13 protein-coding genes and 2 pseudogenes are annotated in these 13754 nt (G+C 38.7%); 12 read left to right on the plus strand and 3 right to left on the minus strand.

The genetic code is table 11. The features are described 5' to 3' along the window. Positions 1-9: 9 nt before the first annotated feature. The 9 genes and pseudogenes from AC4G3L_RS07475 to AC4G3L_RS07515 all read left to right on the plus strand — a co-directional run bounded on the left by AC4G3L_RS07475 (position 10) and on the right by AC4G3L_RS07515 (position 6330). On the plus strand, positions 10-663 hold the full coding sequence (locus AC4G3L_RS07475) for a TetR/AcrR family transcriptional regulator (protein WP_491076340.1): 654 nt from the start codon (positions 10-12) through the stop codon (positions 661-663). Positions 664-858: 195 nt separating this feature from the next. Continuing rightward, positions 859-1487 (plus strand): annotated as a pseudogene (locus AC4G3L_RS07480) (SpoVR family protein); the annotation flags it as partial. 289 nt (positions 1488-1776) lie between these two features. Beyond that, positions 1777-2775, plus strand: a complete 999-nt coding sequence (locus AC4G3L_RS07485) for a DNA/RNA non-specific endonuclease (protein ID WP_491076341.1) — start codon at positions 1777-1779, stop codon at positions 2773-2775. A 453-nt stretch (positions 2776-3228) separates the two neighbouring features. Beyond that, positions 3229-3546: an ArsR/SmtB family transcription factor gene (locus tag AC4G3L_RS07490; RefSeq protein ID WP_491076342.1), complete on the plus strand. Its 318-nt coding sequence runs from the start codon at positions 3229-3231 to the stop codon at positions 3544-3546. 17 nt (positions 3547-3563) lie between these two features. Next, on the plus strand, positions 3564-4622 hold the full coding sequence (arsB, locus tag AC4G3L_RS07495) for an ACR3 family arsenite efflux transporter (protein WP_491076343.1): 1059 nt from the start codon (positions 3564-3566) through the stop codon (positions 4620-4622). 38 nt (positions 4623-4660) lie between these two features. Beyond that, positions 4661-5080 (plus strand): arsenate reductase (thioredoxin), encoded by a 420-nt coding sequence (arsC, locus tag AC4G3L_RS07500; protein ID WP_491076344.1) that lies wholly within the window; start codon positions 4661-4663, stop codon positions 5078-5080. Positions 5081-5254: 174 nt separating this feature from the next. Beyond that, a complete protein-coding gene (locus tag AC4G3L_RS07505; protein WP_491076345.1) occupies positions 5255-5539 on the plus strand; it encodes an iron-sulfur cluster biosynthesis family protein in 285 nt (94 codons plus the stop codon). Between the two features lie 59 nt (positions 5540-5598). After that, entirely contained in the window at positions 5599-5769 is a 171-nt protein-coding gene (locus AC4G3L_RS07510) for a hypothetical protein (protein ID WP_491076346.1), read from the plus strand. A gap of 186 nt (positions 5770-5955) precedes the next feature. Then, entirely contained in the window at positions 5956-6330 is a 375-nt protein-coding gene (locus AC4G3L_RS07515; protein WP_491076347.1) for a nucleotide excision repair endonuclease, read from the plus strand. Positions 6331-6467: 137 nt separating this feature from the next. On the opposite strand, the pseudogene AC4G3L_RS07520 reads toward AC4G3L_RS07515, so the two are convergent. After that, positions 6468-6760: pseudogene (locus AC4G3L_RS07520) on the minus strand (D-glutamate cyclase family protein); the annotation flags it as partial. Positions 6761-6960: 200 nt separating this feature from the next. On the opposite strand from AC4G3L_RS07520, the gene AC4G3L_RS07525 reads away from it, so the two are divergent. Next, positions 6961-7161: a cold-shock protein gene (locus AC4G3L_RS07525; protein WP_491076348.1), complete on the plus strand. Its 201-nt coding sequence runs from the start codon at positions 6961-6963 to the stop codon at positions 7159-7161. 421 nt (positions 7162-7582) lie between these two features. On the opposite strand, the gene AC4G3L_RS07530 is transcribed toward AC4G3L_RS07525, so the two are convergent. Beyond that, a complete protein-coding gene (locus AC4G3L_RS07530) occupies positions 7583-8155 on the minus strand; it encodes a cupin domain-containing protein (protein ID WP_491077162.1) in 573 nt (190 codons plus the stop codon). Positions 8156-8772: 617 nt separating this feature from the next. Here AC4G3L_RS07530 and AC4G3L_RS07535 point away from each other — a divergent pair. Both AC4G3L_RS07535 and AC4G3L_RS07540 read left to right on the plus strand, forming a co-directional pair. Continuing rightward, positions 8773-10053 carry an MFS transporter gene (locus tag AC4G3L_RS07535; protein WP_491076349.1) on the plus strand — a complete coding sequence of 427 codons (1281 nt, stop codon included), beginning with the start codon at positions 8773-8775 and terminating at the stop codon, positions 10051-10053. A gap of 386 nt (positions 10054-10439) precedes the next feature. Next, complete coding sequence (locus AC4G3L_RS07540) at positions 10440-10640, plus strand: cold-shock protein (protein ID WP_491076348.1); 201 nt, start codon at positions 10440-10442, stop codon at positions 10638-10640. 766 nt (positions 10641-11406) lie between these two features. On the opposite strand, the gene AC4G3L_RS07545 is transcribed toward AC4G3L_RS07540, so the two are convergent. After that, positions 11407-13587: a beta-glucosidase family protein gene (locus AC4G3L_RS07545; protein ID WP_491076350.1), complete on the minus strand. Its 2181-nt coding sequence runs from the start codon at positions 13585-13587 to the stop codon at positions 11407-11409. Positions 13588-13754 lie beyond the last annotated feature (167 nt).

The raw sequence follows: 13754 nt of genomic DNA on the forward strand, positions 1-13754 counted from the left end.
GTGATTAAAATGGTAAATAATAACCTACTAGATGAAATGGCTAAAATACTTGAAAAATCCAATAAACAAACGGTTAAACAAAAGAAAATTATTGAGGTTGCTATTACGTCTTTTGCGGAAAAAGGATATTCAAATACATCAACATCTGAAATAGCTAAAAAAGCAGGTGTAGCAGAAGGAACAATATTTAAACATTATGGAACGAAGGAAAATTTATTGTTATCTATAATGGTTCCTTTTCTAAAAGATTTCTTCCCTACGATGGTAGATGAACTCGTCGGTGAACTTATGAATGATAAGTATACATTTGAAGAGTTTTTAAGAGCTCTTGTAACAAACCGTAGTGCTTTTCTCTCTGAAAACAGAGAAATATTTCAGGTGTTCATTAAGGAAATGTTTTATAAAGAGGAACTTAGAAACGAATTACTTCCTAATGTTCTGGAGATTGGATTTAATCATTTAATAAAAGTGATTGAGGTATATAAACAACGAGGCGAAATTAAAGACATATCAAACGATGTAATCCTTAAAATGCTCATCACAGTAATAGGTGGAATGTTTATTTCTAATTTTATATTGTTAAATAAACATTCCATTAGCGAAAATGAAATTGAGGAAGCTATATTTTTTATACTAAACGGGCTTGGACAATCTTCTCAATAGAAGATTTTACTGAAGCCACTGTGTAACAAAAGGCTTAAATAAGGATACTCTTTTCAGTAAAAAGCAGCTATTTTTTAGCTGCTTTTTTTATACAGAGTATTGTATGGAGTACATAGCAAAATGTTGTTGTGGTAATGCTCTTATGTAAAAAACCTGATTAGTGAAGAAATCAGGTTTTTTTGAGATACTTAGGAGAACGAAGGCTGGCGAGCTACTGGCATCAACGCATCCTGCGTGAGCTTGATCTAATATGTGGGGAATCGATTAAATTTGCGAAACTCAATGCAGGAGTGGTGCAGCCATCAAGAATAGGCATTAACCCATATTATCTGGGCATCGAGATGTTTGAGGATATAGAAGAACACTATAACAACCTAGATGAAGAGATGAGAAGGTGCGGCGTTAAATTGAATTCAGGTCGTGAGAAAATGTCTGAAGTGCGGGAGATTGAATTGTATATCAGCTTCTCGCGTAACTACCTGACAAAGGATCTGGTTATGCGTGAGGATATGTATCTGTTCCAGAAAAATGGCGCGACTATAAGATTGTCGATAAGCAATGAAAAGCGGTACGTGATCAGCTCGTCAGCATGTGCGTGAATGGTGGATTCCCGTATATCACGGTCAATGACGGAGATTATCTGAAAAATGGAGAGATATACCTGAAGCATGGGTTTGAAGATATTGAACTGGATGTAAAATACCTAGAGAAGGTTCTGCCGCATTTGCATTTGGGGATGGACAGTTTATATAGAGACCATGTTGGAAGGCAAGGGGATTTTGTTTAGTTATGATGGGAAGAGCGTAAGTCGTAAATATGTGTAAGTGATGAGAAGAAGCCAATCCCCGATTGGCTTCTTTTTTTACTTGTGAGCGGCCAACTAGTAAACATCTAGTCAAAACGCACAGTATTTCGCATATAAAATCACCGTGTTTTTTTGTTGTTAAGTCAGGGTTTATATCGCTTTATTTATTTTTTCGCATATGAAACGCATTCTAAATTAAATGCTTGTAGAAATAAAAGGAAAATGAATGCGGGAATAAAAATAGAATAACATTATGTGATAAAATACCATTTATAAGTTATTAAAGTTAATTATAGGAGAATCCTAAAATGAAAAAGAAAATAAACTATATAATCTCACTTTTAATGATTATGTTTATGGTTGGTTGTACGAACGTAGAGGAAGGATCCGTTACAGATGGAAAAACGGATTCACAAGAAGTAACCACAGTTAATACAAAAGAAAATAGCAAAAAAGATGAAGAGAAAGAAGAAACTACCACTGCAGTTGTTGATAAACCAGTAGTAGAGGAACAAGTAGTTGATGAACCAGTATTAGAGGAAACACCAACCCATTCAAATGATGAACAGTTTTCAGGATACAAACGGATTGAAGTGGATGGTGGTGATTTGTCCGGATATCGTCAATCTAAAGTTGTCGTTGACATTGGATTTGGGGACCGTGAATATTGGGCATTTACGAATGAATACGGTCAATTAGTACGTGTCATTGCTGACGAAATCATTCTGCAAGATGACCGCAGCGAACCTGTAACATCGTCTGGTAGATATTACTCTGATGAGGCGAAGGTTCCTGGTGTCGAAAATGCTGTTTTAGATGAAGGGCATATAATCGCTGATTCTCTCGGAGGGGTATCGAATGCGTATAATATTACCCCGCAAGAAAGTACACTCAACCGACATGGTGATCAAGCTTATATGGAAGACGCGATTCGTCGTGCAGGTGGAGCTACTAATTTTGAAGCAATTATCACATATCCGAATACGGAAACACAGATTCCTTCGCATTATAAGTATACCTATACTATAAGGGGAAACAAGATTGTAGATTCATTTGACAATGTGAATCCTGATGAAGTAAATGAATCACTCGGTTTAACAGGCAACAAACCTTCTCATTCAACCAATTCAAGCAATTCAACTAGTTCAAACACGAGTGGTGATATTTCTAGTGTTGATACGAACGGTAATGGACAAGTAACGATTAAAGAAGCAAAAGATGCAGGTTTCAGTATGCCCATAACGAGTGACCATTGGTTATATCCATATATGCGCGATAACGATAATGATGGAATGGTAGGGGAATAAGCACTTATAACTTTTTAGTCAAACTAGATGAATGAAAGAATATTTTACTCGTTGAGCGATTTATAAGCTTGGGATATCCCAAGCTTATTTTTATTATTTTTTTATAGACGAGGTTTTATCACTAAATGAAACCAGTGAAATCAAAAGTTATTGAGTTTTCAATCAAGCATCATTCCAGAAAACACTACTAGCCTTTCCTTGCATTTCATTTATAGATTTAAGGAAATCGGCTGCAAAGAAAGAATTGGAAAACTGATTGCGTATGGAGAGATATCGCCTTTTTGGAGAGAAGAAGCGCCATCAATGGTGTGGATAGTGAATAAATTGATGGTCTTTTCAATTTAATGTGTAAAGTTGTTATATAAGACATCTTCCTGCTTGAAAAGAAATAGCATAAAGGATAATATAAGTTTGTGATTATATAAGAGAATGGTTATATAAGGTGGTATAAAAATGAATCATATGGAGGAAATGTCTCAATTATTAAAAGCCGTAAGTGATTCAAATCGACTGAAGCTACTAGCTTGTTTAAAACATGGAGAGGTCTGTGTATGTGATTTTGTCGATGTCTTACAAATCTCTCAACCAGCGGTTAGCCAGCAGGTGAAAAAGTTAAAAGATGCTGGAATCATTCTGGAGAGAAAAAAAGGGACTTGGAAATATTGCCGTTTAAATGAAGTACAGAAGCCTTATATCCAAGCGATTATCGATCAGTTGGAACCCATCCATGCGAATTGTTGTTCCACTGATTGTGAACACATCAAAGAGTAATGAGGAGGAGAAACCAAATGGAAAAAAAGAGTGTGACCAAAAAGCTATCATTCCTAGATCGCTATTTAACGTTATGGATTTTTGTCGCCATGGCGGTTGGTGTATTGATTGCCGTATTTGCGCCCAATTTTAAAAATGTAGTAGATACCATGTCTGTGGGGACTACTTCGATTCCAATTGCAATCGGATTAATCATCATGATGTATCCACCATTGGCAAAAGTTAAATATGAAGAAATGTGGCGTGTCTTTAAAGACTGGAAAGTATTATTGCTCTCCTTATTTCAAAACTGGCTGCTTGGTCCTGTTTTAATGTTCTTCTTAGCCATTATTTTCTTACATGATTATCCTGAATACATGGCTGGATTGATTATGATTGGCCTCGCCCGTTGTATCGCCATGGTTATTGTTTGGAACGACTTGGCACGCGGGGACCGAGAGTATGTAGCTGGGCTTGTGGCCTTTAATTCAGTGTTCCAAATCTTATTTTATTCTGTATTCGCCTACTTTTTCTTGAACGTTCTACCAGGCGTGTTTGGCATGGAAAACCTAACAGTTGTAATTTCCATGTGGGAAATTACGAAAAGCGTATTGATTTATTTGGGAATTCCGTTTGTGGCAGGCATGTTGACTCGTTATATTGGACTGAAAGTTAAGGGAGAAAAATGGTACCAGGAAACCTTCTTACCTAAGATATCTCCATTTACCTTGATTGCCTTATTGTTTACGATTGTGATGATGTTCTCCTTAAAAGGGGAAAAAATCATTGAATTGCCATTGGATGCGATTCGGATAGCCATCCCATTATTAATCTATTTCTTGGTTATGTTCGCGGTATCGTTTTTCGCATCCCGTAAAGCAGGTGCTTCCTATCCTGTTACGGCGTCCCTATCGTTTACAGCCGCTAGTAATAATTTTGAGTTGGCGATTGCGGTAGCTGTTGCGGTTTTTGGAATCAACAGCGGGGAAGCATTTGCCGCGGTCATTGGGCCGCTCGTCGAAGTCCCAGTCCTTATCGCACTGGTGACTGTAGCGCTTAGATGGGAAAAGAAATATTTCCGTACAATTAAGTTATAGAAACAACACACTAATTATCCAACCAGGAGATGATACTTATGACGAATAAAAAAACCATCTATTTCTTATGCACGGGGAACTCTTGCCGCAGTCAAATGGCAGAAGGATTGGCGAAACAGCTTCTTCCTGAATGGAATGTCAAAAGCGCAGGACTTGAAGCACATGGATTAAATCCAAATGCGGTCAAAGCCATGAAAGAAATCAATATTGATATTACAAATCAAACATCCGATGTGATTGATCCAGAAATCCTGAATCATGCAGACCTAGTCGTGACATTATGCGGTCATGCGGATGAACACTGCCCGATGACACCGCCACATGTGAAACGTGTACACTGGGGGTTTGATGACCCAGCAAAAGCAGAAGGAACCGATGAAGAAAAATGGGCCTTCTTCCAAAGAGTGCGCGATGAGATTGGCGAACGCATTGAACGTTTTGCCAAAACAGGTGAATAATCTACCAACCAAAAGCCAAGGGAAGATCTCTTGGCTTTTGGCTTATCTTTATCGTCCATATCCTCCCATAGAGCCAGCATAAAGAATGGAAGGATACAGAGCTACATTAGAAATTAGCTAGTAACTACGAGGGATGAAAACAACACACTACTAAGTATATGGAGGAATGGCAAAATGAAAATGACGGAACAGGCAAAAACCTATCTACAACAAGCTATGGAAACGAAAGGAGTATCTACTTTGCGCTTTTATGGGATTGCGGGTTGCAGTGGAATAAACTTGGGAGTGGCTCTTCAGGAAGCAAAAGAAAAAGATATTGCAGAAGATATCATGGGTGTTAAAATCGCGATCCAACCTGAAATCAAAGGTCAATTAACTAATGTAACTATTGATGCGCAAGAAGAAGATGGTGAATTAGGTCTTGTGTTGAATGGATATAATGAAGGAACGTGCGATTGATTGAACGTGATTGAAAACTATAATGTTATCAAAAAAATATGATGAGGGATGCGGGAATTATGACTGTAAATCATGGAGGTAATTTATCGGTTGAGTATTTTGAGAGCTTTCTAAATTTAATAATGAGTACAAGAGAGTTAAGCCCTGAAGATGCAAAATGTTGGATGGAAAAAGATTTTTTTAAAGGTAAACCAATTTTGTATGGTGAACCGACTCATCGTAGTTTTTGAGGCAGTAAATAGTAAAAAATGTTATAAGGAGTCGCTGAATGAAGGTAGTATGCGCTATCTTACCAGCGAATAGTTGCTGAAATTTAACTTCATGTAAATTTCAGTATAGTGGAACATTCGAAATAATCCTATCTTTCACGCCAATCGTATGATATGATAAAGGTTAACGAAAGAGGACGTGATAAATTGATAAACATTGTAATCCCTAAACCAGATTTAACCATTACCCAAAGACAGCAACAGCCAAAAGAAGGCGAACCAGTCATAAAGCCAATCTATGGCTTCATCGATTTTCACCAGATTCCCCGCGACAAAGGCGGCCTGATCTTATTTTATAATCGCAGCGACGAGCTTCTCTTTGCCGGGAAAGCGCGAAAACTGCGCCAAAGAGTAAAAAAGCATTTCGAGGACAACGTAAGCCCAATCAAAGATCACAGAGCTGAAGTTCATAAAATTGAATTGATGATCGTAGAAGACCCAATGGAACGTGAAATTTATGAAACCTACATCATCAATACACTTCGCGCAAAATATAATGTCGACAAAGTGTTTTTTAGTTAAGTGAGAAACACAAAGCAGCATATCAACCGAATCCCAAACCACAACTTTGTTGTGGTTTTTTATTTTTCGGGGAAGCGGTCACTGACATTAGTATGGAGAAAACCTTAATTATTCAAATAGATTGTAGAAGGTTAGGACTAAAGTATTCTAAACTGTTCATTTTTTAAATCTGTTATAAACATATGGCTTGGAGCATGGGTGATCATGATTTCTGGTTTTATATGCATGGCAACAGCTTGGGAAGTCACGCCGCATGCCCAAAAGACAGGGATTCACTGTCTTTTATAATTACGCTGTCACTGAAATCTGGATGATGGAGATCCTCTATGCCAATTGCAGCCGGATTGCCGATATGGATAGGAGCGCCATGTACAGAAGGGAACCGGCTAGTGACCTGGACTGCTCGAATAGCATCCTTTTCTCTCATCGGGCTATTCTAACAATCAAAGATAAACATCCAATTATGAAGGTGAGGTCGTATGGTTTGCTATTATTGGAATTACCTGTTATTCTAAAGAAGAATTATTTTTGTTCGGTTTCAGATTGAGAAGCGTTTTTGATTTTCGTCTAAGGTATTTGAGCAGGGATAGTAACACATTGTGTGGACATCCACACTAGGAGGCAACAATTATGGAACAAGGTAAAGTGAAATGGTTTAATGCAGAAAAAGGTTTTGGATTTATCGAACGTGAAGGCGGAGAAGACGTATTCGTACATTTCTCAGCAATCCAAAGCGACGGTTTCAAATCTTTAGACGAAGGTCAAAGTGTAACGTTTGAAGTAGAACAAGGACAACGTGGCCCACAAGCTACAAACGTTCAAAAAGCTTAATAACAGCTAAAAATAGACCCTACATTTGTAGGGTCTATTTTTGTTTTTAATCAATTTTGGTGGTCAATAAAAAAAGCCTTATTCAATAAATGAATAAAGCTTGCAACAAACGAATGAAACTGTAATAGCAAATGGTAGGCTAAGTATAGCACAGTGCTTGCATAATCCCTAATTTAAATCAGTTTGTCTGCAAAAGGACTGTTTTCTGTTTTTATAATATGCAAGATCCAGTGTAATTAAAAGAAGGTGGTTTCTGATTCATATCCGTTTATGCTTCCCATTCTTTGGTCCTTTCTTAAATATTTAGAATATGGAGTGATTATTACTATATTACTGTTCTTATTATGGATTAGGAGAAATAGGTGGTGGTTACACGGTCACCTTATTTAGCTATGGCATAGAGGGATAAAGTTGTTGAAACCTAGCCTTCTTCAATAGATAAAGCATCTGCTTTGGTCATATGAACAGTGCCATTTGGATGGTTGGGTGGAGCATATATGGAATATAGTTTTAACGGAATAGTACCAGTATTGGTCACATTGTGCCATGTTCCAGCAGGTATCATGATTGCTGAGTCATCATAGATATTTCTTTTAAAGTTTAAATCTCCTTTAGTTTTGCCCATTTGAACAATTCCCTTCCCTTTTTCAATACGTAAGAATTGATCAACTTCAGGGTGAATCTCCAAACCGATATCTTCCCCAACATTGAGACTCATTAAAGTTACTTGTAAATGTGTTCCTGTCCATAATGCAGTGCGATACGTATTGTTTTGCTTTGTTGCTTTATTGATATCAACAACATATGGTCCCGGTCCATTATCTTTCAACATAACCCTTTCGTTAGCATGGGAAGAATGAAAAGAATCAAATCTGTTACCATAATCTATCTCATTAGGAAACGTCCTGTAAACGGAATGTCGAGAATAGTTATACCTTGGTATATTCATATAATAAGGATACGGATATGGATATATATAAGGAACATAATACATTTTTCTCAATCCCTTCACATCTTATAAAATTATCTTATTCATTGTTTAAGAGAATGTACTTAGAGCTGGGGTAATTATTAGGCTTTTTGAAATTCTTAAATGAATGAAGCTAGGTACCAATGCATCCCTTACAAACCCTGAGTTGATGAGCGGGGAAGCGATTGAATTTGCGAAAAAATGTTTGAGGATATCGAAGGGCGATAAAACAGTCTGGATGAAGAGATGAGAAGGAGCGTTCCGCATATCGAAGATGCTCTTACTTGAGTTTGAGAGTGCTGTAATATGTAGTAATTCAAAAAGGTATCAATTGAAATATTTAGTAATTTTGTGTCTTATTTTTGGGAATAGTGTTAAAATTTGTATCTGTCGGTCGTTTGGAGGTGACCGAGAGCTTTAAGGGATTGGATCCTAGGAAAAAGAAAAGCGCATTTATTATACATATTCATTGATGTGAGCATTTTAATTCTTTATGCTTCAATCGGTTTATCAGCGAGCAGTGATTTCGATCATATCTTGGGGCAAACCATGGTGGTTTACGGGGGAACCACTATATTGCGTGAGGCGGGATTGGAGGAAGCATTAGGCTTCCTCGTTACAGACAACTAAGGGGGATTTGTATGACTAGTAAGAAAAAAATTCATTATGCCTGGTGGATACTGGCGGGGCTTTGTATAATTGTCGGTATCGGGAAAGGGGCGGTAAATAACTCCGCAAGCCTTTTCTTAACGCCTATTTCAAAAGACTTGGATATTGGGCTTGGGAACTTGACTTTATATTTAAGTGTATCGGCTGTGGTCACCATGTTATTTCTTCCTTTTGGGGGAAAATTGATGGCCAAGTACGATATTCGGTTGCTCTTGATTTTGGCAATCTTTTTGCAAGCAGGTTCTTATGTGGTGTTCAGCATGATGAATTCAGTATGGGGATGGTATGTATTTGCGGTTCCGTTGGCTGTTGGAGGTGTCTTTATCACCGTGATTGCTGGACCTGTCCTGATCAACCAATGGTTTAAAAAAAGGAACGGGTTGGCGCTTGGTATCCTGACAGCAACTGGCGGTCTGATTGGGGCCGTCGCTCAGCCGATGATCGGAAATTTAATTGTGAGTCATGGGTGGAGATACTCGTATGTGGCAGTCGGAGTCGCGGCTATTGTCATCGTGGTCCCAATCGTTCTTCTCCTGATTAAAACCTTGTCTCCAGCAAAAGGGTTATATCCATACGGAACAGCTGAGATAGGGAAAGACTCAACAGACCAAACAGAACAAACGCAAGAAGAAGGAGTTACCATGGCGGTGGCGAAAAAATCATCTGCTTTTTATGGGTTGGCCATTTTCTTCTTCTTGATCACATCGATAGCCAGCTTTTCCATGCACTTTCCGACTTATCTAGTTGGCAAGGGGTATACGCAATCGTTCGCAGGAAGCGCTATGGGTATCTATATGCTTGGTGTGGTGCTGGGGTCACTTGTGGTCGGGATTTTAAATGACAAAATAGGTTCGAAAAATACCACCATATTCACGATGGTGTTGGGGATGGTTTCCGTTTCCCTTTTATTGTTGGCTTCATCCAGCTCGGCTATGATTTTCGTTTCGCTCGTCCTTTTTGCCTTTGTGACCTGCGGAATCGGCACATTAGCACCTGCGTTGACGCAAAGTTTATTTGGAAACAAAGAGTACAGCCAAATTTACTCCACAGCTTCTTTAGGATTAGCAGTCGCTTCTATTGTGGCCCTTCCTGCTTATGGATATATATTTCAATTCACAGGAAGCTATACGGCAGGACTGTACGCCATCCTGATCATGTTAGTCATCAATATTCTTGCCGTTCTCTTTGCGTATAAAGGGAAGGATAAATTAGTAGAATCAGGAGTTTGGGATTCCAAACACTTGAATATCTGAAACCATTGACCTGCTTTAGCAGGTCTTTTTTACTGGCCTGGGTACAGAACGAGGGATTTTACGACTTTAACCTAGCATCCTTTTTACTATATAGTATTATTATCCTTCCCTTTGCTATTTCAGGGTAGATAATCAAAAATTTCATAAGTTAAATCATTCTTGTTTATTAAAAATCTACTATTAGTTGTGGTGGCAATAGTAGAAGTTCACAGGTATTAATGGACGGTTTAATCTTATTCTTTGCTATTTCTAAATATATCTGTTATTCTAAAGAAGAATTATTTTTGTTCGGTTTCAGATTGAGAAGCAGTTTTGATTTTCGTCTAAGGTATTTGAGCAAGGATAGTAATACATTGTGTGGACATCCACACTAGGAGGCAACAATTATGGAACAAGGTAAAGTGAAATGGTTTAATGCAGAAAAAGGTTTTGGATTTATCGAACGTGAAGGCGGAGAAGACGTATTCGTACATTTCTCAGCAATCCAAAGCGATGGTTTCAAATCTTTAGACGAAGGTCAAAGTGTAACGTTTGAAGTAGAACAAGGACAACGTGGCCCACAAGCTACAAACGTTCAAAAAGCTTAATAAAAGCTAATGATAGACCCTACATTTGTAGGGTCTATTTTTGTTTTAAATCAATTTAATGGTCAATAAAAAAAGCCTTATTCAATAAATGAATAAAGCTTGTGCAACAAACGAATGAAACAGTAATAGCAAATGGTAGGCTAAGTATAGCATAGCGCTTGAATAATCCCTAATTTAACCTTGCCTACTTGTAAGGGATTTTTTATCAAATATTCTACCATATTCTACCCCGTTTTTAGCTCTATTTATTCGTCACGTGGACATCTTCTAATATTTCCTCATCCAGTAATAGGGGGGACTTCCAAACAGATTATTACGCTCTGAATTGGGCAAGGAGACCGCCAATCACTACTTTCTTCCACATTATAATTTTAACGCTTGCTTTTCTCTCAAATAAATAAATTAATAAGAAGATTTTTTATTTCTATTTGAAAAATCTTTTAAACAAATATAGAGATAAAATTGATGGATCTGTTTAAGCACAGATATGGTAACTATTCCTTAGAGTAGTTTGGAAGTGACAGTCATCGAGGGAGTTTAACAAGTATTATGTACGATTACTGGTGCAGCTTTCTTGCAATATTTGGTTGAAGAAAGGGCTAATAATGACCCAAAGAAAGTTTTCAAAGACTATCATAATTGGCATAACGAAGGAAGAACAAAGCCTTTAATAGAGTACTTCCAATTGGAAAACATATTTTAATGCACGTAAAAAGGATTGAATCTTATTATTGATTCAATCCTTCTAGCTATTAATTAATATTACTTATTCAACAATTACTGTTTCTTTGTAAGGAGTATCTTCGCTGGATGTACCAAGATATACAGTGTACTCGCCAGGTTTCACCATGAAATCGTGTTCGTAGTAGTCCCATACACCCATTGGATGGTTCGTGGCAGTTGGGTCAATCGTGATGCTAACTTCACGTGACTCATTAGGCTCTAAATAAACTTTTTGGAAACCAACAAGACGCTTAGGTGGCTGTCCTTGGACAGGAATACCTAGATATACTTGAACAACCTCAGCTCCAGCAACTTTTCCTGTGTTGGTTACGTTCACTTTTACCGTGATAGGGGATTTTCCATCTGTTTGTGATGGTGTTACTGAGAATCTGGAAAGCTCAAAGGTTGTGTAGGATAGACCGTATCCAAACGGGAATAATGGCTTAATTCCTTGGGACTGGAACCAACGATAGCCCATGTTAAGGCCCTCAGAATATCGGATAACCGGGAATCCATTGCCTTCATCTGTACCAGGATAGCGCTCAGGTCTGCCTGCGTATAAAAGATCATCCTCAGAAGCTGCGTATGTGGTAGGAACTTTACCGGATGGATTTACAACGCCAAAGAGTAAATCGGCTACGACGTGACCATCTTCAGTACCTTGGTTCCATGCCTCAAGAACTGCTTTAGCCTTGTGGATCCATGGCATCATGACAGGGCTGCTGTCTTTCATGACTACAACCGTTTGCGGGTTGATATCCAATAGTTCGTCGATCATACGATTCTGATCATTTAGCATGTTTGGACTTGGTAAATCAAAACCTTCAGAGGCAACTAAGCCGGCCATTAGAATAACCATATCAGCTTTAGCAGCAGCTTCTTTGGCTTCGTCAAGGTTTGAAAGATCTTTTGCGACAGTAACCTTGCTGACTGACGTGTGTGAACCAAGACCTTTAAGGACACTTTGCATGCCTTCTACCGGTGGTACCGTGTAGAGCGGAGTAACCTTTGAAGAACCACCCCCACCATTGCAGGCATCATCAACGTACTCAGATTGACCAATGATTACGATGGAGTCATAAGCTTTTGGATCAAGTGGCAGCATTTCGCCTTCATTTTTCAGAAGAACAGCGGTCTGGGAACCGATTTTGCGAGATCTAGCACCATGACCTTTTGCATCAATCTCACCTGGGTTGTAAGGGCGCTCGAATTGACCGAAACGGAACATTTGCGTATAGCGGCGAACCAATGCACGGTCAACCGTTTCAATCTCAAGACTAGTGTCTTGAAGGGCATTCTTGACATTCGTCTCGTTCAACCATTTAGCATCTGGCATCTCATGGTCCATACCAGCGTTCAAAGAAGCGGCTGCAGAACGGCAAGACCAGAAATCAGATTGAACATATCCTTGGAAGCCCCACTCGTCACGAAGGATATCATTGAGGAGATAGCGGCTTTCAGTTGCATATACACCACGGACGCGGTTGTAGGCACTCATCATTGCCGCGATATCCCCGTCTTTAACTAACATTTCAAAAGGAAGTAGGTAAAGCTCGCGCAATACGTGTTCATCCAATTCAACACTTGTGCGGAAGCGCTCATACTCCTGGTCGTTAACAGCATAATGCTTACCCATGGCGATAACATCATGGTCTTGAATCGCTTTCGTAACCTCAACGCCCATTACGCCAGAAAGGTATGGATCTTCAGAGAAATATTCAAAGTTACGTCCAGCAATTGGCGTTCTGTGTAAGCAAACACCTGGTCCTTCTAGAACATGCTGACCAAGCGTAGCTGTTTCTGAACCAATGATATCTCCATACTCACGCGCTAGCTCTGGATCAAAGCCTGCCGCAAGTCCAATCGTCATTGGCAAAGCTGTAGCAGGCGGGCTTGGGTGTCCGTCGCCCATTCCAACGCCTACAGGGCCGTTAGTAATACGAAAACGTGGGATTCCTAACTCATCAATACCTTTTACATGGCGCTGTACCTGGATTTGGGCCATAAGTTGATCTTGTTCCTCAGGGCTCATGGCATTCATCTCATCCATAGATGGCATGTCATAAATATTAATCGTATTCATCGCGCCGTGAAGCTGGGCAATTTTTTGCTCCAATGTCATAGCAGCTACAAGCTTTTCAGCACGTTCACGTGGTGACAATGACTTGTCCATCCATGGAAACTGTCCATTCTTTTCTGTATCAGTAGTATGTTGATTATTCATGATGAACACTCCTAACACAATATTTTTATAAAAATAAACGTATTATTTCTAATACTTTTACCTTATAGCTAAATCGCTTACATATTTAAGATAACCAGATAATTCTATAAAATCCTAAGTAAAGAAAAAGAGACTTCCCTTGTTAAATCTGTGGAATTCTCTTTTAT

It is taken from the genome of Bacillus sp. z33, from assembly GCF_058313615.1.

Coding starts and splice junctions, on each gene's coding strand:
- AC4G3L_RS07475 (WP_491076340.1), top strand. CDS start 10: ATGGTAAATAATAACCTACTAGATGAAATGGCTAAAATACTTGAAAAA.
- AC4G3L_RS07545 (WP_491076350.1), bottom strand. CDS start 13,587: ATGAATAATCAACATACTACTGATACAGAAAAGAATGGACAGTTTCCA.
- AC4G3L_RS07485 (WP_491076341.1), top strand. CDS start 1,777: ATGAAAAAGAAAATAAACTATATAATCTCACTTTTAATGATTATGTTT.
- arsC (WP_491076344.1), top strand. CDS start 4,661: ATGACGAATAAAAAAACCATCTATTTCTTATGCACGGGGAACTCTTGC.
- AC4G3L_RS07530 (WP_491077162.1), bottom strand. CDS start 8,155: ATGTATTATGTTCCTTATATATATCCATATCCGTATCCTTATTATATG.
- AC4G3L_RS07525 (WP_491076348.1), top strand. CDS start 6,961: ATGGAACAAGGTAAAGTGAAATGGTTTAATGCAGAAAAAGGTTTTGGA.
- AC4G3L_RS07505 (WP_491076345.1), top strand. CDS start 5,255: ATGAAAATGACGGAACAGGCAAAAACCTATCTACAACAAGCTATGGAA.
- AC4G3L_RS07535 (WP_491076349.1), top strand. CDS start 8,773: ATGACTAGTAAGAAAAAAATTCATTATGCCTGGTGGATACTGGCGGGG.
- AC4G3L_RS07540 (WP_491076348.1), top strand. CDS start 10,440: ATGGAACAAGGTAAAGTGAAATGGTTTAATGCAGAAAAAGGTTTTGGA.
- AC4G3L_RS07490 (WP_491076342.1), top strand. CDS start 3,229: ATGAATCATATGGAGGAAATGTCTCAATTATTAAAAGCCGTAAGTGAT.
- arsB (WP_491076343.1), top strand. CDS start 3,564: ATGGAAAAAAAGAGTGTGACCAAAAAGCTATCATTCCTAGATCGCTAT.
- AC4G3L_RS07510 (WP_491076346.1), top strand. CDS start 5,599: ATGACTGTAAATCATGGAGGTAATTTATCGGTTGAGTATTTTGAGAGC.